Source organism: Vibrio limimangrovi (assembly GCF_054064025.1).
In genome coordinates this window covers 84,317-102,952 of sequence record NZ_JBSUGF010000011.1, presented here as the reverse complement: position 1 = coordinate 102,952, position 18,636 = coordinate 84,317, and the positions used below count along the sequence as shown (strand labels likewise).

Annotated in this window: 13 protein-coding genes; 6 read left to right on the top strand and 7 right to left on the bottom strand. The window is 45.4% G+C overall.

Annotated features, from left to right (window positions below):
- Nucleotides 1-11 precede the first annotated feature (11 nt).
- On the top strand, nt 12-1,055 hold the full coding sequence (locus tag ACWYU8_RS15840) for a DUF4382 domain-containing protein (RefSeq protein WP_457520705.1): 1,044 nt from the start codon (nt 12-14) through the stop codon (nt 1,053-1,055).
- A 70-nt stretch (nt 1,056-1,125) separates the two neighbouring features.
- Here ACWYU8_RS15840 and ACWYU8_RS15835 read toward each other — a convergent pair whose 3' ends face one another.
- Nucleotides 1,126-2,484 (bottom strand): 8-oxoguanine deaminase, encoded by a 1,359-nt coding sequence (locus ACWYU8_RS15835; RefSeq protein ID WP_457520704.1) that lies wholly within the window; start codon nt 2,482-2,484, stop codon nt 1,126-1,128.
- Nucleotides 2,485-2,801: 317 nt separating this feature from the next.
- On the opposite strand from ACWYU8_RS15835, the gene ACWYU8_RS15830 reads away from it, so the two are divergent.
- The 4 genes from ACWYU8_RS15830 to ACWYU8_RS15815 all read left to right on the top strand — a co-directional run bounded on the left by ACWYU8_RS15830 (nt 2,802) and on the right by ACWYU8_RS15815 (nt 8,939).
- Nucleotides 2,802-4,556 (top strand): lysophospholipid acyltransferase family protein, encoded by a 1,755-nt coding sequence (locus tag ACWYU8_RS15830; protein ID WP_457520703.1) that lies wholly within the window; start codon nt 2,802-2,804, stop codon nt 4,554-4,556.
- Between the two features lie 579 nt (nt 4,557-5,135).
- Nucleotides 5,136-7,088: a PTS mannitol transporter subunit IICBA gene (locus tag ACWYU8_RS15825; RefSeq protein ID WP_457520702.1), complete on the top strand. Its 1,953-nt coding sequence runs from the start codon at nt 5,136-5,138 to the stop codon at nt 7,086-7,088.
- 113 nt (nt 7,089-7,201) lie between these two features.
- Nucleotides 7,202-8,350, top strand: a complete 1,149-nt coding sequence (locus ACWYU8_RS15820) for a mannitol-1-phosphate 5-dehydrogenase (RefSeq protein WP_457520700.1) — start codon at nt 7,202-7,204, stop codon at nt 8,348-8,350.
- A gap of 58 nt (nt 8,351-8,408) precedes the next feature.
- On the top strand, nt 8,409-8,939 hold the full coding sequence (locus ACWYU8_RS15815; RefSeq protein WP_457520698.1) for an MltR family transcriptional regulator: 531 nt from the start codon (nt 8,409-8,411) through the stop codon (nt 8,937-8,939).
- Nucleotides 8,940-9,106: 167 nt separating this feature from the next.
- Here ACWYU8_RS15815 and ACWYU8_RS15810 read toward each other — a convergent pair whose 3' ends face one another.
- The 3 genes from ACWYU8_RS15810 to ACWYU8_RS15800 form a co-directional block, all read right to left on the bottom strand.
- Nucleotides 9,107-9,253 carry a hypothetical protein gene (locus ACWYU8_RS15810; RefSeq protein WP_457520696.1) on the bottom strand — a complete coding sequence of 49 codons (147 nt, stop codon included), beginning with the start codon at nt 9,251-9,253 and terminating at the stop codon, nt 9,107-9,109.
- Nucleotides 9,254-9,345: 92 nt separating this feature from the next.
- Nucleotides 9,346-11,178, bottom strand: a complete 1,833-nt coding sequence (gene glmS, locus ACWYU8_RS15805; RefSeq protein ID WP_457520694.1) for a glutamine--fructose-6-phosphate transaminase (isomerizing) — start codon at nt 11,176-11,178, stop codon at nt 9,346-9,348.
- Nucleotides 11,179-11,298: 120 nt separating this feature from the next.
- Entirely contained in the window at nt 11,299-12,060 is a 762-nt protein-coding gene (locus ACWYU8_RS15800) for a DeoR/GlpR family DNA-binding transcription regulator (RefSeq protein ID WP_457520692.1), read from the bottom strand.
- Between the two features lie 432 nt (nt 12,061-12,492).
- On the opposite strand from ACWYU8_RS15800, the gene pykF reads away from it, so the two are divergent.
- Entirely contained in the window at nt 12,493-13,905 is a 1,413-nt protein-coding gene (gene pykF / locus ACWYU8_RS15795) for a pyruvate kinase PykF (RefSeq protein ID WP_444494690.1), read from the top strand.
- Nucleotides 13,906-14,074: 169 nt separating this feature from the next.
- Here pykF and ilvN read toward each other — a convergent pair whose 3' ends face one another.
- The 3 genes from ilvN to ACWYU8_RS15780 all read right to left on the bottom strand — a co-directional run bounded on the left by ilvN (nt 14,075) and on the right by ACWYU8_RS15780 (nt 18,554).
- Nucleotides 14,075-14,569 carry an acetolactate synthase small subunit gene (gene ilvN, locus ACWYU8_RS15790; RefSeq protein WP_444494691.1) on the bottom strand — a complete coding sequence of 165 codons (495 nt, stop codon included), beginning with the start codon at nt 14,567-14,569 and terminating at the stop codon, nt 14,075-14,077.
- Between the two features lies 1 nt (nt 14,570).
- Nucleotides 14,571-16,295: an acetolactate synthase 3 large subunit gene (locus tag ACWYU8_RS15785; RefSeq protein ID WP_457520690.1), complete on the bottom strand. Its 1,725-nt coding sequence runs from the start codon at nt 16,293-16,295 to the stop codon at nt 14,571-14,573.
- 459 nt (nt 16,296-16,754) lie between these two features.
- Nucleotides 16,755-18,554 (bottom strand): AMP-dependent synthetase/ligase, encoded by a 1,800-nt coding sequence (locus tag ACWYU8_RS15780; RefSeq protein ID WP_457520688.1) that lies wholly within the window; start codon nt 18,552-18,554, stop codon nt 16,755-16,757.
- Nucleotides 18,555-18,636 lie beyond the last annotated feature (82 nt).

Here is an 18,636-nt window from a genome sequence, read left to right as displayed (position 1 = left end):
AAAGAGGCAATATGAAAAAGTACACCTATCCAATCCTAGCAATTACAGGCGGTCTGATACTGGCTGGTTGTAATGGCGGCGACTCTTCGTCAGATGCAGCGACTTTTTCTCTAGCAGTTTCCGATGCGCCTGTCGACGATGCAAACAAAGTGGTTTTGGCATTTGAAGATGTCGTATTAATCCCATTCGATCCTGAAACAGGTGAGAAAACTGGCGACGCTATCATTATGAACGTCAGTGAAGACGGTGCATTACGTCAAGTAGACCTTATGCAGTATCAAGGTAGCAATGCAGAAACCATCATTAGCGAGCAAACTATCGCACCTGGCGATTATGCAATGTGCTTGTACGCAAAAGATGGCAGACAGCTAAACGACACAACACTTTCTTACGTAGAAAAAACCGACGGTACAGTAAAAGGCCTCGTAGTTAACAGCCGTGGTAGCTGTTATGGAACTAAGCCTGATACCAGCGATCAAGGTCGCCTGAAGTTCTCGCAAAAAGGTCAGTACGTGACAGTACACACAGGCCACAACAGCTACGTCGTAGAGTTTGATTTGCGTAAAGGTCTGGCCGACCCAACGGGTCAGGATCATATGAACATGAACTCGAATGCGGTGAGCTTGGTTAACGCATCAGAGGCTGGCCATATTGGAGGCGAAGTAAACCCGATACAATACCAGGCCTGTGAAGCAGACAGTGCAGCGTGGAATGCTATCAACGATGTTCCAGCGGTACACTCTGTTTACCTGTATGCAGGTGAGATGGATAGCAGCACGATGGGTGACTTAGGCGCACCTGCTGAATTTAACACCCCCGTAGCGATTGCTGCTGTAAATCAGACTGAAGATGAGCTGGGTAATCTAACGTACGACTACGAGTTCGGCTATATAGGTCCGGGTACCTACTCTATCGGTTACACGTGTACTGCATACATTGATACTCCGGATGCGCATGAAGCTTCTGAAGACGGTTTCTTGATGTACCAACACTATACGCCTGTAGAAGTGGTTGAGGGTGAACACACAGAACAAGACATCTACCCGATTCTGTAGTTCTCACACATAGAATAGAGAAAGCCGCTTACTGGTTTGTAAGCGGCTTTTTATTTTGGTCAGTCAGACATTAACTGGCGGACAGCTCTGCCAGTCGCTTCGCGGCGCGGCTATGGCGAACCATCAAGTCCTGTAAATCCACACCGATCACTTCACCATCATGGACCCGCCATTGGCCAGCGACCATCACTCGGTCAGCCTGTTGTGCGCCACATAGCAGTAAAGCAGCCAGCGGATCATGACTCCCAGAGAAGCGAATGTCATCCAGCTTAAACATAGCAATATCAGCCTGATAACCGATGTTTAGTTCTCCAATATCTTGTCGTCCCATCGCAAGAGCAGATCCTTTTGTCGCCCAGCGCAGAGCATCAAAATGCGTTACTTTTGCTGAGCCATACTGAAGGCGTTGCAGGTACATCGCCATACGGACTTCAGCAATCATATTGGAGCCATCGTTTGAGGCAGAACCATCCACGCCAAGACCAACTTTCACACCGGCCTGTTCGAGCTCCAAGTTTTTACACATACCAGAGGCCAGCATCATATTGGATGTCGGACAATGACTGACCCCAACGCCCGCTTTACCTAATCGTAGAATCTCTTCAGAGTTAAAATGAATACCATGAGCCAGCCAGGTCCGCTCGTTTAACCAGCCAACATCTTCAAGGTAATCGACCGGACGTAATCCAAACTGCTTGATACAGAAGTTCTCTTCATCAATGGTTTCACACAAGTGGGTATGCACCATGACATTCTCATCTTGAGCGATTCGCGCAGTCTCTTTCATCAGATCAGTAGTCACCGAGAATGGGGAACATGGCGCAAGCGCTATTTGAATCATCGCGCCATCATGGTCTTGGTGATATTCATTGATCAGTCTTTTGCTGTCATCGACAATCGTTTGCTCTGTTTGAATAGTATGCCTTGGCGGTAAACCGCCCTGATCTTCCCCCAAACTCATTGAACCCCGAGTAAAAATAGCGCGTACGCCAAGGTTATGTGCAGCTTCAACTTGCAGATCGATGGCATGTTCCAGGCCATTGGGTAATAAGTAGTGATGATCCGAAGCGGTCGTGCACCCTGAACGCATAAGCTCAACTAAAGACAATTCAGTGGCGACACTCATCATTTCCTGGTCAAGGTTCGCCCACACCGGATAAAGGCTTTTCAACCAGTGAAACAGCTCTTTATTGAGAGCATCGGGATAAGCGCGAGTCAAAGTTTGATAAAAGTGATGGTGGGCATTGATTAGCCCTGGAGTGATAACGTGCTGGCTAGCGTTGACCACAGAATCGAACTTGGTGTCAGGCGTAGCATTGAGTGCCACCAGCTCAACAATTTTGTTTCCGCGAATCACCAGACCTCCGCGAGCGTCCTGCTCATTGCCAGTGTAAATCGCGAGTGGATTCTTAATCCAGATTGTTTCCATTCATAAATATCCTTAGCCGTTTCAACCATTTCAGGGGAATCGGACTTGTACCCACATCTTCACAAGAGAAGATGTTGAGTGGTTTTATTTGATTAAAAATACCGATATGACGGCATGTAAAGAGCCCAAATAATGAGCCGTAACTACCATAACATAAGCCAATCTAAAACGAACAAAAATTCCGCCCCGACCTCTGAATCTAACCTCAGCGTTCAATAAATCGTCACCCTTTTGTCACCAAAAGCTCACTATTTTGCCGCTGAACTGTCATCTGCAATTTCTACTATCCGATAAGCAACTCATACTCTGAGGTTAATATGGATAGCTCTACCCCTTTTCGTCTCCCTCGTAAAACGCCATTTGGCATTGGTGAAAATGTCGCTGAGTGGGCTACTGGATTAAGCCAGCTCGATAAGTTCTATGCGCAAAGACCCGTTAATGCAGATATTCAAACCTTCTTACGCTTTACGCTGTCGATTTTAGGTATCGATTACCGAATTGTTCATGGCACACTCGACGCCGTTCCAAAACAAGGCCCTACCGTCATTGTTGCAAACCACCCTCTCGGCTGCGTCGAAGGCGTCATACTGGCTGAATTACTGCTGATGGTTCGAGATGACATCCAAATCCTGGCGAATCAATATCTTAAAACCGTCCCGGAACTCGACCAGTTATTTATTGGTGTGGATGTGTTTGAAGGCAAAGACGCCGTCAAGTCCAACATCAAAGCACTGCGTGCCGCGAACAAACATCTTGCCAATGGTGGGTTATTGCTGGTGTTCCCTGCGGGTGAAGTATCGCAATTGGTTGACGCTAAGCAGCAGCGTTTAGAAGACAAAGAATGGAGCCGCAGTGTCAGTAGTCTGATTCGTAAAAACAAGGCAACGACGGTTCCGGTATTTATTAACGGACAAAACTCAAAGCGCTTCTACATGGCAGGCAAAATTCATCCTTTGTTAAGAACCTTGATGCTAGGAAGAGAGCTGCTTAACAAGAATGCTCAAACCATCGAGTTATCGTTTGGACAGGCGATTAAATTCAAAGAACTGAGTAATCTCAATGATGATCAGGTAGTCAATTATCTGAGGCTCAATACTTACCTGCTTAACCGTGATTCCAGCGCTACTCAGCAAACAGTCTCAACGGATAAGTTGCTACCCATAGCGGCAGGGTTACCGATAAGCCAATTGCTCGACGAACTGCACAACTTACCTCCAGAAGCCAAACTTCTTGAGAGTGGTGAATTTGAGGTCTATTGCTCTTCCGCCCAGCAGATCCCATCCTTGCTACATGAGATAGGCCGACTGCGTGAATACAACTTCCGTCAGGTTGGAGAAGGCACCGGGCAAGCGATCGATATCGATCATTTTGATCATGATTACCTGCACCTATTTGTCTGGGATCGAGATAACCAATGCATGGTTGGTGCGTACCGCCTTGGTTTGGTGGATAAATTACTGGCGAAGCAAGGCGTTGAAGGGTTGTACTCTCGCACCCTTTTCAATTATGACCAGCGCTTTATCGACAAGATGGGTAAATCGATTGAGATGGGACGCTCGGTGATTGCGGAGCAATACCAAAAGAGCATGAGTGCCCTGCTACTGCTTTGGAAAGGCATTGCAACATTCGTACATAGAAACCCAGAGTACACGCACCTGTTTGGCCCAGTCAGCATAAGTAACGATTACAGCCAGACCGCTCGTCAATTACTGGCGCAGTCGATGACACTACACCACTACGACAACGCCTGTGCAGAGCACGTCACACCGTCCAATCCATTGCCCGAGAACAATCTGAATTGGAATACAAGCATGCTCACCGCGTTAGGCGATTTGCAGCTGCTGTCTCGTGTGATCGCTCGAATTGATGAAGGCAAAGGGGTTCCTGTTTTACTGCGTCAGTATTTGAGCTTAAACGGCAAACTGGTCTGTTTTAACGTTGATCCTGCCTTTAACAACGCGCTAGACGGATTAATTATGGTGAACTTACGCGAAGTGCCAGAAAAGACACTGGCACGTTACATGGGGCTGGAAAATACGCGCACGTATTTAGCACAACACCTCGATAAATAACTTACCAGAGAAATAGTGCATTGCTGATACAAGCAGTGCACTATCCTTTTAATTTGTAAGAAATATAACCGAAAGTTTCCGATATTTCTGACACCAAACCCATTCACCCAATCAATTGGTCGCTATGTGCTGATATTGCGCAGCATATCTCGTTACAAAATTTCAAAAAAATCACAACCAGACAAAGATCACACTTTAACCAACGACAAAACCAAGACAAAGTGTGACATCAATCAATATAAATATTTAATTTGATGCCAGAAATAAATAACAAGTGATTTTGATCACATTATATTTTCAATTCAAATTTGTAATAAGATCGATTTGATCACTAAGATTTTTATTGACAGATTTAAAACCTGCATTTTGTTATTAAGTTACATATCAATAAATTGATCGCCATCACTTAAAAAATGCTTTTTATCTGAAGAAGTGCGGGTGTAGATCACGAAAAGCCCGTTGTCAGTTCTAATTGGAAATTGTGTGATAAATTGATTGGGTACTAAGCAATCAAACAAGCGGTTTTGGCGAACCGTTTACGACAACAATATTCATCAGAACATCGAACGGGGAATTGTTATGATATCACCAGATGCAAAGATCAAGATACAAAATTTTGGTCGCTTTCTGTCTAACATGGTAATGCCTAACATTGGCGCATTTATCGCGTGGGGCTTTATCACTGCACTATTCATCCCAACCGGATGGTTGCCAAATGAGACTTTGGCTTCCATGGTTGGTCCTATGATCACCTACTTGCTGCCACTACTTATCGGTTACACCGGTGGTAAATTAGTCGGCGGCGATCGCGGTGCTGTAGTCGGCGCAATCACCACAATGGGCGTGATTGTCGGTACAGACATCCCTATGTTCATGGGAGCGATGATCGTCGGTCCAATGGGCGGCTTGGCGATTAAAAAATTCGACAACTACATCGATGGCAAAGTGAAAAGTGGCTTTGAGATGTTGGTAAACAACTTCTCTGCCGGCATCATCGGTATGCTGTGTGCCATTCTTGCTTTCTTCCTGATCGGTCCTTTTGTAAAAGTACTTTCTGGTGCTTTAGCAGCAGGCGTAAACTTCCTTGTATCAGCGCACCTTCTACCTCTGACTTCTATTTTTGTTGAGCCAGCGAAGATTCTGTTCCTGAACAACGCAATTAACCACGGCATCTTCTCACCATTGGGCATTCAACAGGCGTCTGAAACAGGTCAATCTATTTTCTTCCTGATTGAAGCAAACCCAGGTCCGGGTCTAGGTATTCTTCTGGCGTACATGGTGTTTGGCAAAGGTACTGCTCGTCAGACTGCTGGTGGTGCTTCTATCATCCACTTCTTTGGTGGTATCCATGAGATTTACTTCCCATACATTCTGATGAACCCACGCCTCATCCTAGCGGCTATCGCAGGTGGTATGACAGGTGTGTTCGTTCTCACTATGTTCAACGCAGGTATCGTTTCTCCAGCGTCTCCAGGTTCTATCTTCGCGGTACTATTGATGACGCAAAAAGGCTCGATCGTTGGTGTTCTAGCCTCTATCGCGGCGGCAGCGGGCGTATCCTTCACCGTAGCATCTCTGTTAATGAAGACTCAAACATCAACAGAAGAAGACGGCGATAAAGCAGCGCTAGAAAAAGCAACGTCACAAATGAAAGACATGAAATCTGCATCAAAAAACAATGCAGCGGTAAACAGTGAAAGCAAAGGCGACGTAGACCTTGCGACAGTTCAAAGCATTATTGTCGCTTGTGATGCCGGCATGGGCTCAAGCGCTATGGGTGCGAGCATGCTACGGAAGAAAGTTCAGGACGCAGGTCTGAACATCCACGTCACTAACCTTGCTATTAACAACTTATCAGAGAGTGCAGATATCGTGATTACTCATAAAGACTTGACGGATCGTGCACGTAAGCATGCTCCTAATGCACACCACATTTCACTGACTAACTTCCTGGACAGCGAAATGTATAACCAACTTGTCACCAAACTTCTGGCTGCGCAAAAACCAGCATCTGCGAACGATGACCAGATGGTAAAAGTCTCGGTTCTTGCAGCAAACGACGACAGTTTTGAGCAGCAGCAGCCATCGGTATTCCAAATCCAACGTGAAAACATTCATCTGGGTTTGAGTGCTGCCAACAAAGAAGAAGCCATCCGCTTTGCAGGTAACAAGTTGGTTGAGCTTGGCTACGTAGAACCAGAATACGTAGATGCCATGTTTGATCGTGAAGCATTGGTTCCAACTTACCTTGGCGAATCTATTGCGGTACCACACGGTACGATTGAAGCAAAAGACCGCGTTAAGAAAACTGGCATTGTTATCTGCCAATACCCATCGGGTATCCAATTTACTGAAGACAAAGACGATGTAGCGAAACTGGTTATCGGCATTGCCGCTAAAAATGATGAGCACATCCAAGTAATTACCACCATTACGAACGCGCTCGATGAGCCAGAAGCAATTGAAAAGCTAACCAGCACCACGGATGTAGAAGAGATCCTCAACATCCTTGGCCGCGAACAAGCCGCTTAATTACTTCACTTAATTTGCTCCTGAGCAAACCGAGGTCAGCTGTCACCCCCTATGCGGTTGGCCTCACTCTAGATTCGTTAGTCAATATTTTCAGACATTGGTAGGTAACAGTTATGAAAAATGCAGTTCATTTTGGCGCAGGTAACATCGGTCGTGGTTTCATCGGCAAACTACTAGCAGACGCAAAAGTAGAAGTAACGTTCGCTGACGTTAATACCCCACTGGTAGATCAGCTAAGCCACAAGCAAGAATACAAAGTTAAAGTTGTCGGCACGGAGTGCCAAATCGACACAGTCACGCATGTCACCGCAGTTAACTCAGCAAGTGAAGACGTGATTGACCGCATCGTAAAAACCGATTTAGTGACAACCGCTGTTGGTCCAAACGTGCTGGACATCATTGCGAAAACCATCGCAACCGGCATCACCAAACGTTTCGAAGCGGGGAATGAATCACCACTGAACATCATCGCTTGTGAGAACATGGTTCGCGGCACGACCCATTTAAAAGGCGAAGTGTACAAGCATCTTGATGCGTCACTGCACGCAAAAGCCGATGAGCTCGTTGGCTTCGTCGATTCTGCAGTAGACCGTATCGTGCCACCAGCAGAAGCAGCCAACGATGATCCACTGGAAGTAACAGTAGAAAGCTTCAGCGAGTGGATTGTTGACGAGCAACAATTCAAAGGGGAAATCCCGGACATCGCAGGGATGGAAAAGACCAACAACCTGATGGCGTTTGTGGAACGTAAACTGTTCACCCTAAATACCGGTCACTGTATTACGGCTTACTTGGGCTGCTTGAAAGGACACCGCACCATTCGAGAAGCGATTGAAGATTCTGAGATTCAGGCAGAAGTAAAACAGGCCATGATCGAGAGTGGTGAAGTGCTGATTCGTCGTTATGGCTTCGACCGCGACATGCACAATGCCTACATCGAGAAGATTCTGGGCCGCTTTGCCAATCCATACTTAGTTGATGAAGTTGACCGAGTTGGACGTCAGCCAATTCGCAAATTAGGTGCAAATGATAGATTAGTGAAGCCATTACTCGGTACAATTGAATATGGCACTGAAAATCAAACACTTTTAAAAGGGATAGCGGCGGCGTTGAAGTACACTAACGACACCGATCCTCAAGCGGTTGAATTACAAACTTCATTAAAAGAAGTCGGCGTGAAGCCAACTCTCGCGAAATTCACAGGTCTTGCAGAAGACAGCGCTGAGGTGGCTCATATTGAGGCACTCTATAACCAGCTGTAATTAACTCAGAGGGGGGCAATGCTCCCCTTACAATAACGACTTAACAACTACTCAGTATATGGCAGATAACATCAACGAAACCGAGATCATTGAACGACTCAACGGCGCACCCTCAGTGCGGGGCTTCTTTATTGCCACGGTCGACGTCTTTAACAAGTCGATCGACGGTCTGATACAAAGAATTTTCCGTAAAGATAACTTCGCTGTTCAATCGGTTGTCGGCCCGCTACTACAAGACTCAGGCCCACTGGGCGATCTGTCTGTTCGTCTAAAATTACTGTTTGGTTTGGGCGTACTACCTGACGATATTTACCACGATATTGAAGATATCATTAAGCTCAAAAACCAACTCAACAGCGACGCATCCGACTACGAGTTCACTGACCCAAACATTCTCGATCCGATCAAAAAGCTGCATTTAGTGAAGAAAATGGGCATGGTGCAACTGGAAGTCAATGAACCGGATGACGACATCGATCTGGAGTTCTATCAGCTTCAACTTCAGCGCCAACAACAAATCATCAAATCAGGGCTTTCCCTCGCCATTGTCGAAATCTGCAATGAACTTGGCAAGGAAAGTCCTTTTTAATCCTTGTTTACAGCTACCATTACCTACCATGCCGTTGAGAATTTTTAGATACCCACTGAATTAGAAAGAGTTTGATGTAGACCACACCATACTCTTCCTCGTTGACTGACTCTTAGCGACTATTGCCTATCTTGGTTCAACGTAATGGACTCGTACGTTAACTTTCCCTAAATATTCCACTGACCATCATCATTCATGCTTTCACCCTTTGATTGCTCATTTTGAGTGATACCATCATTGAATACTGAGATTGATATTACCCTTTCAGGAAAATGATATTTTTCGATAAACCCTAACGTCTTCTTTTGATTCATTGACCAACCATGGCTCATTACCGTACAACAAGGTATAAAAAACGGCACATACTCTCGCATGTGCCGTTTGTGATTTTGTATTCTAACTCGTCTTATTCAACCGTTACCGCTTTTGCCAGATTACGTGGTTGGTCAACGTCAGTACCTTTGATCAGAGCAATGTAGTAAGACAGCAACTGCATTGGAATGGTGTAGTAAATCGCTGCAGTGATTTCGCTTACGTGTGGCATTGTAATGATCTTCATTGTGTCATCGCCTTCAAAGCCTGCATCAGCGTCAGCAAATACGTACAGTAGACCGCCACGTGCACGAACTTCTTCAACGTTTGATTTCAGCTTCTCAAGCAGATCATTACTTGGCGCAACCACAACCACTGGCATGTCGGCATCGATCAGAGCCAAAGGACCGTGTTTCAGTTCACCTGCCGCGTAAGCTTCTGCGTGAATGTAAGAGATCTCTTTTAGTTTCAGAGATGCTTCCATCGCGATTGGGTAGAACTCACCACGGCCAAGGAACAGAGTATGGTGCTTATCAGCAAAATCCGTTGCCAGTGCTTCGATCTCTTTTTCAAAAGACAACGCCTGATTGATTTGCTCTGGTAGTGCGTGCAGTGCTTCTACGATCTCTTTTTCTTTCTCTTTACTGATGCGGTTTTGTTGCTTACCAAGCGCAGTAACCAGCATTAACAGTGCAGATAGCTGAGTGGTAAATGCTTTGGTAGAAGCCACACCGATTTCAACACCAGCGCGAGTCATAAAGGCAAAATCAGATTCACGAACAAGAGAAGAACCAGCCACGTTACAAATAGTCATTGCCGCCATGTAGCCTTTCTCTTTCGCAAGACGAAGCGCTGCTAGCGTGTCTGCGGTTTCACCTGATTGAGACAGCGTGATCAAAAGGCTGTTTGGGCGAGTCACAAATTTGCGGTAACGGAACTCCGATGCAATTTCTACGTCACAACTTACGCCAGCAATATCTTCAAACCAGTAACGCGCTGTCATGCCCGCATTATAAGAAGTACCACAAGCTACGATTTGTACGTGCTCGACTTTGCTTAGAATGTCTGCCGCATGCACACCAATTGCATCAGTCACAACAGAATCGGCAGTAATGCGACCTTCCATTGTGTTGATTAACGCTTTTGGCTGCTCGTAAATTTCTTTTTGCATGAAGTGACGGTACTGACCTTTATCACCTGCATCGTGTTCTGCATTGGATTCAGTGATTTCACGTTCAACGCGCTCACCAGTCGCATCGTAAACGGTCACTTCACGGCGAGTGATTTCTGCGACATCGCCCTCTTCCAGATACATGAAACGACGAGTGACGCTCAACAGAGCCAACTGGTCTGAAGCCAGGAAGTTTTCACCGACACCAAAGCCGATAACAATCGGGCTACCAGAACGCGCAACAACAATGCGAGAAGGATCTTTACGATCCAGAGCTACCGTGCCGTATGCACCTTCAAGTTGCTTCGCGGTTTTTTGTACTGCTTCAAGAAGAGTTGCCGAAGTACGAAGCTCCCATTCAACAAGATGAGCGATAACTTCAGTGTCCGTTTGAGATTCAAATACGTAGCCGCGTTCACGTAATGTTTCACGCAGCTCTTCGTAGTTCTCAATGATGCCGTTATGCACGACAGCAATATCGCCAGACATATGTGGGTGCGCATTAATTTCTGAAGGTTCGCCGTGTGTTGCCCAGCGAGTGTGCGCGATTCCTGTACCGCCAACGACAGTATCTTTCTCAACCGCCTCAGCCAGCTCTTGGACTTTGCCTAAGCGACGAACACGCGTCAGGTTAGATTGTGAGTCAACAATCGCAACACCCGCAGAATCATAACCGCGGTATTCTAAACGACGTAGACCTTCGACCAGAATTTCTGCAACATCTCGTTGTGCCACTGCACCTACGATTCCACACATGTGTTTTTCTCCGTTTGTAGTTTTGTTCTTCCCTAGCCATCAGTTCACATAGAGGCAGCAAGCAAAGGCCTGTATATGAGGGAAGTGAAATTTGAAGTTGTTAGTTTGAATATCAGTTTGTCAGGCGCAAATCACTTTCACGCCATGTTGTTCTATCTGTAACTTATGTTCGGCTTGTATCTCTGAATCGGTCACCAGAACATCGATTTGCAGCCAGGCAAGTTCGAGGTTCGGGATCTTGCGACCTATTTTTTCAGAATCGATCATCACAATCACTTCTCGAGAAACTTCCGCCATCACCTTACTCAAACCGACCAACTCGTTGAATGTGGTGGTACCGCGCTCTAAGTCGATGCCATCAGCACCAATAAAAAGCTGGTCAAAGTCATAGGCTCTTAATACAGATTCGGCCACTTTGCCTTGGAAGGATTCTGAGTGAGTGTCCCAGGTTCCCCCCGTCATCAGCAGGGTTGGTTCACTCTCTAATTCATTTAGTGCGTTGGCTACATGCAATGAGTTAGTCATGACAACCAAACCACGCTTTTCATTCAGTTGTTGGATTAACGCCGCAGTTGTACTGCCACTGTCTATGACAATGCGATTGTGATCTCGAATCAGAGAGGCTGCCGCTTTTGCCAAACCAAGCTTTCGAGTCGAAACATTTTTGCCCATTTCTTCATGAATGACTTCTGTTGGGATCGCTATCGCGCCACCATAACGACGCAGAAGTTGTCCATTTTTTTCTAAAGAAGCTAAATCCTTTCTAATCGTGACTTCCGAGGTCTCAAATTTGTGCGCCAGTTCATCAACACTGACTTCTCCCCGTTCAGAGACCAAGTTAGAAATAGCGTGTCTTCTTAGCTGGGTGTTTCGTTTCGACATTTAGACTTTAATTTTAAGTTTCGATTTGAAAGTTATTATAGTTAAAACGAAACTTTTATGTCCATTTATTTCGATCCAAAAAATTAATATTTCTCGATAAAACCTTGTCCTAAGACAATTCTTAAACAGTGATATTGGATTCATTAGGTGGTAGAATTCGCCACCGAAAAGAAAAAAAATTACAGAAATGACGGCTACTTTTTTGCACCTTTCTGCATATAAAGCGGGGTTAGTCACAAAAAGGTAACCAAAATCGCCGATCTTTTAGTCATAAAATGACTAAACTTGGTGAAAGACTTTCAGAATCTGACGTTAATAAATGTGGTGGAAAATCGGTAGATGGCAGGCACAAAATGTCCTCATACACACCCTAACGTCAGAGTAAATAACCGACTTTCAAATTGTAACTATACTTACCGGAGAGTATCTTCCATGAAAAAGACCAAAATCGTTTGTACGATTGGCCCTAAAACTGAATCTGTAGAGAAGCTAACTGAACTAGTAAACGCAGGCATGAACGTAATGCGTCTTAACTTCTCTCACGGTGACTACGAAGAACACGGCACTCGTATTGCGAACTTCCGCCAAGTAATGGAAGCAACTGGCCAACCTCTAGCAATCCTTCTAGATACTAAAGGTCCAGAAATCCGTACTATCAAACTAGAAGGCGGCAACGACGTTGATCTAGTGGCTGGTCAAGAATTCACTTTCACAACTGACACTTCAGTTGTAGGTAACAAAGACACTGTTGCAGTAACTTACGCTGGCTTCGCAGCGGACCTAAACACTGGTAACACTATCCTGGTTGACGACGGTCTAATCGAGATGGAAGTTATCGCTACAACTGACACTGAAGTTAAATGTAAAGTACTTAACAACGGTGCACTAGGCGAAAACAAAGGTGTTAACCTTCCAGGCGTTTCAGTAAACCTACCAGCTCTATCTGAGAAAGATAAAAACGACCTTAAATTTGGTTGTGAGCAAGGCGTTGATTTCGTAGCAGCTTCTTTCATCCGTAAAGCTTCTGACGTTCAAGAAATCCGTGAAGTACTTGCTGCAAATGGCGGCGAGAACATCCACATCATCTCTAAAATCGAAAACCAAGAAGGTGTTGATAACTTCGACGAGATCCTAGAGCTTTCTGACGGCATCATGGTTGCTCGTGGTGACCTGGGTGTTGAAATCCCAGCTGAAGAAGTAATCTTCGCTCAGAAAATGATGATCGAGAAGTGTAACCGTGCTCGTAAGATGGTTATCACTGCAACTCAAATGCTTGATTCTATGATCAACAACCCACGTCCAACTCGTGCGGAAGCAGGCGACGTTGCGAACGCGGTAATGGACGGTACTGACGCAGTAATGCTTTCTGGTGAAACTGCAAAAGGTAAATACCCAGTTGAAGCAGTAACTATCATGGCGCAAATCGCTAAGCGTACTGATTCAGTACTTAAAGCTGAACTAGGTTCTCGTCTAGACAGCCCACGCCTACGTATCACTGAAGCGGTATGTAAAGGCGCTGTAGACACGGCTGAAAAACTAGCTGCTCCACTTATCGTTGTTGCAACTGAAGGTGGTAAGTCTGCTCGTTCAGTACGTAAGTACTTCCCAACGGCAAACATCCTAGCTCTAACTACAAACAAGAAGACTGCAGCTCAGCTAGTTCTGACTAAAGGTGTAACACCTGTTGTTGTTGATTCTATCGACAGCACTGACGCATTCTACATTGCTGGTAAAGAGCTTGCGCTAGAATCTGGTCTTGGTAACAAAGGCGACATCGTTGTTATGGTTTCAGGTGCACTAGTAGCTTCTGGTACAACGAACACAGCTTCTGTACACGTACTATAAGACTGAACATTCTGTTATCAGTTAACTAATAGAAGAGGGCTTTATGCCCTCTTTTTGTTTTTGCGTCTAAGTTTGATTCACGATTGTTTGGAACCAAAATGCTTAGAACCAAAAACAAAAAAGCCACCGAATATTTCGATGGCTTTGATTGGTATAAAAGGTATTAGCTTTAAGGCTTCAGTGCGCGCTCGCCACGAGCAATGCCCACTACCCCACTACGTGCCACTTCCACCACTTCGGTAACCTCCGAAATCGCTTTAATGAACGCATCCAGCTTTTCACTGGTTCCCGCCAACTGTACGGTGTACTGAGAAGCGGTCACATCAATAATTTGTCCGCGGAAGATGTCAGCAGTGCGCTTGGCTTCAGCTCGTGCAAAACCAGTCGCTTTCACTTTAACCATCATCAATTCACGTTCAAGGTGCTCAAACTCGGTCACTTCCTGAACTTTCAGCACATCAATGAGTTTATGCAATTGTTTCTGAATCTGTTCAAGTTGCATCTCGTTTGAAGTCGTTGTGATATTCAAACGAGAAAGGGTTTCATCATCCGTTGGGGATACTGTCAAAGATTCAATGTTGTAGCCACGTTGAGAGAACAACCCTACAACGCGAGACAAAGCACCTGGTTGGTTTTCCAATAGCAATGAAATAATGTGTCTCATATTATGTTCTCTCCGTTTTGCTTAGCCACATTTTGTCCATACCCTCACCTTTAATCTGCATAGGGTAAACGTGCTCAGTTTCATCGACGTTAATATCGACAAACACCAGGCGGTCTTTCATATCAAGTGCTTTTTGCAGACCAGCTTCTAACTGATCTGGCGTTTCGATACGAATACCAACGTGACCATAAGCTTCTGCGATAGCTGCAAAATCAGGAACAGAACTCATGTATGAATTTGAGTGACGACCTTGATAAATAATGTCTTGCCACTGTTTTACCATGCCTAAGAATCGGTTGTTCAGGTTGATGATCTTCACCGGGATGTCGTACTGCATTGCAGTCGACAACTCTTGAATGTTCATCTGAATACTACCGTCACCAGTGACCACGACCACTTCTTCTTCCGGCATCGCAAATTTAACACCCAAACCAGCAGGAAGACCAAAGCCCATCGTGCCCAAACCACCCGAGTTGATCCAACGGCGCGGTTTATTAAATGGGTAGTAGAGCGCTGCAAACATCTGATGCTGACCTACGTCAGATGCCACGTACGCATCGCCATTGGTCAATTTATGCAGTGTTTCAATAACTTGTTGAGGCTTAATAATTTCTGGAGAAGTTTCATATGCCAGACACTGACGATCACGCCACTCCTGAATATCATTCCACCAAGCCTGAATGGCTTCTTCGTCGTTGGAACGCTCTTGCTCAGCCAATAAACCCAACATAGTGGTCAGCACTTTTTCAGCTGAGCCAACGATTGGCAAATCCACTTTAACGTTTTTAGAGATCGACGAAGGGTCGATATCAATATGCATTACTTTAGCGTTAGGGCAGTACTTTTCCAGATTATTGGTCGTACGGTCATCAAATCGAACACCAATACCAAAGATTAAGTCGGCTTCGTGCATTGCCATATTGGCTTCGTAAGTACCGTGCATGCCCAACATGCCCAGAGAGTTTTTGTGTGTGCCAGGGAATGCGCCTAAGCCCATCAACGTGCTCACTACAGGAAGGTTAAGCTTGTCCGCCAGTTCAAGGATGTGTTCGTGCGCTCCAGAAATCACAGCGCCACCACCAACATAAAGCACTGGTTTTTTCGCTTCAAGAAGTGCTTTCAGCGCTTTCTTGATTTGGCCTTTATGACCCGATGTGGTTGGCTTGTACGAACGCATCGAAATGCTTTCAGGGTACTGATAAGGCAGCTTGATTTGCGGATTCAACACATCTTTTGGCAAATCAATCACAACTGGACCAGGGCGACCAGTCGTCGAAATGTAGAACGCTTTTTTGATGGTTTCAGGGATGTCTTCCGCTTTCTTTACTAAAAAGCTGTGTTTTACTACTGGGCGAGATACACCAACAATGTCACATTCCTGGAATGCGTCGTTACCAATCAGGTTGTTCGGTACGTTACCTGAAATAACGATCATTGGGATTGAATCCATATAAGCGGTCGCAATACCAGTAATCGTATTGGTCGCGCCAGGACCTGAACATACCAGTACGACACCCGGCTTACCCGTTGCGCGAGCATAGCCATCTGCCATATGCGTTGCCGCCTGCTCATGTCTGACTAGTACGTGTTTAATTTGGTCGGTTTTGGCGTGCAGTGCGTCGTAGATATCTAGAACGGAACCGCCAGGGTAACCAAAGATCTGCGATACATTCTCTTCGATCAGAGATTGTACAACCATCTCTGCACCTGACAACATTGCTGTCATAATTGCTCTCCTTACCCAGTTTCCTCACCGTAAGGTCAACGGTTTGGTCTGGTTTCACATAGTTTAGGGCTTATTCGTAGCCTAATCGAAATACTTCAACGTTTTCGGCTATGTCTTGCGTTCGTAATAACATCCCGCAAGGTTACCCAACAAATGTAACGTTTTATTATCAACGGGTCTAATGAGACATAGATCTCACTTTTTAGCATGATACTAAGAATGAGCACCTCAGAAGGGATAGCAGCCAGAGAAGCGAAAATAGACAGTATGATCAGAGATAGTATTGGTTAAAAAAAGAATATTATTTCATATGCAACGCGATAATTACGGAAAAATCCACCTATATGGAATGAAAATACAGAAGGAATGCGGCTAAACGAAAAATCCCCAGACACGCACTGGACATCTCTGGGGATTTTTTCATCAATTTGAAATCTAATCGAGTTTAAGTTGGCAGATCTAATGCTTTTCCTTGTACATTTCTTCGATTTCATCCTGGTATTTATCATTGATAACTTTACGACGCAGTTTTTGCGTCGGCGTCAGCTCACCATCATCCATAGAAAAAGCTTTTGGCAAAAGTTTGAACTTCTTAACTTGTTCAAATTTAGCCAGCTCTTTCTGTAGCTCATTGACTCGCTTCTCGATCATCTCGACCACTTGATGGTGTTTAATCAATTCAACACGATCATGATAAGCAATGTTCAGCTCTTTGGCGTACTCCTCCAGCGAGTCAAAACATGGGACGATCAGTGCCGAAACAAATTTACGTGTATCGGCGATAACGGCAATCTGCTCAATAAAGTGATCTTTACCAATCGCTCCTTCGATCATTTGTGGCGCAATGTACTTACCACCGGACGTTTTCATTAACTCTTTGATGCGATCGGTAATAAAGAGATTACCGTTTTCATCGATATGGCCCGCATCACCGGTCTTCAGGAAGCCGTGCTCATCAAACGTATTTTGCGTCTCTTCTGGCATTTTGTAGTAGCCACGCATCACCATCGGGCCGCGAACCAAAATCTCGTTGTTTTGTCCGATCTTCACTTGTGCGCCCGGCATCGACATACCAATCGAGTCTGGATCGAAGCACTTATCATCCCAGCACGATACGGTCGCCGTGGTTTCTGTCATGCCATAACCCAGCTTTACGTTGATACCAATAGCGTGGAAGAATCGGCCAATCGTCTCATCCAGCTTTGCGCCACCACAAGGCATGAAGTTAATGCGTCCACCCAACAACGCGCGCAGTTTACTCAACACTAGCTTGTCTGCCAGAGCATAAGATTTACGTAATACTAATGAAGGCTTGCGTTTTTCTTGGTGACACACGGCCATTTTCGCGCCCATGTTCACAGCCCAGGTGAACATGATCTTACGATGGATCGGAGCGCGGGACACCTTCTCGTGAATAGCAGAGAAGATCTTCTCGTAGAAGCGAGGTACCGCACACATCACCGTTGGACGAACTTGACTGAGCGCATCTCGCACTTGCTTGGTTTCTTGCAGGTAGCAGTTGGTTGCGCCTTTATATAAGACATAAAAGGTCCATGCACGCTCAAATACATGTGAAAGTGGCAGGAAACACAGCGAGACATCATCTTCTGTCAGGCTTAAGCGCTGATCATGACCTTCGAGCTGAGCTGCAATGTTGGCGTAATCGAGCATCACACCTTTCGGCTGACCCGTAGTACCCGAAGTATAAATCAGCGTCAGCAGGTCATCTTCTCGTGCCTGTGCCAAACGAGTGTCCAGCTCTTGTTGATCACTCATCGTGCCTTTAGCAACAAAGTCTTTCCAGGAGATAGCAAAGTCATGCGCTCCCAACTGGATATCGTCGGACATAGCAACAATCAATTCTAACTGACTGCACTGCTCGAAAATACTAACCGCTGCATCAAATTGAGGTTGCTCCCCCACAAACAGAACCTTTACGTCTGCATTGTCGAGAATATATGCCGACTGAGCAGCCGTATTCGTGGGGTAAATAGGAACCGTCACACCACGCAATTGCAGCGTGGCGAAATCAGCGATAGTCCATTGCGGCATGTTGTTGGCGAAAATGCCGATCTTATCTTGAACTCTCAATCCCTGAGCCAAAAGTGCGAGCGATAAATTATCCACTTGCTGCCCAAATTGCTGCCAAGTAATACCTTGCCATTCATTGCCCACTTTATGTTTAAGAGCTATGCGGGTATCACCTTTCGCAATTTGTTCACGAATACGTTTAACGATATGAAAATCTAACTTGGCCATGTCTACTTACCTTTGGCTTACAGATGTAAGCTAATTTGAGCGAGCAAGTGTACTCACAGAGTGCAAAAACGCAACTGACGAG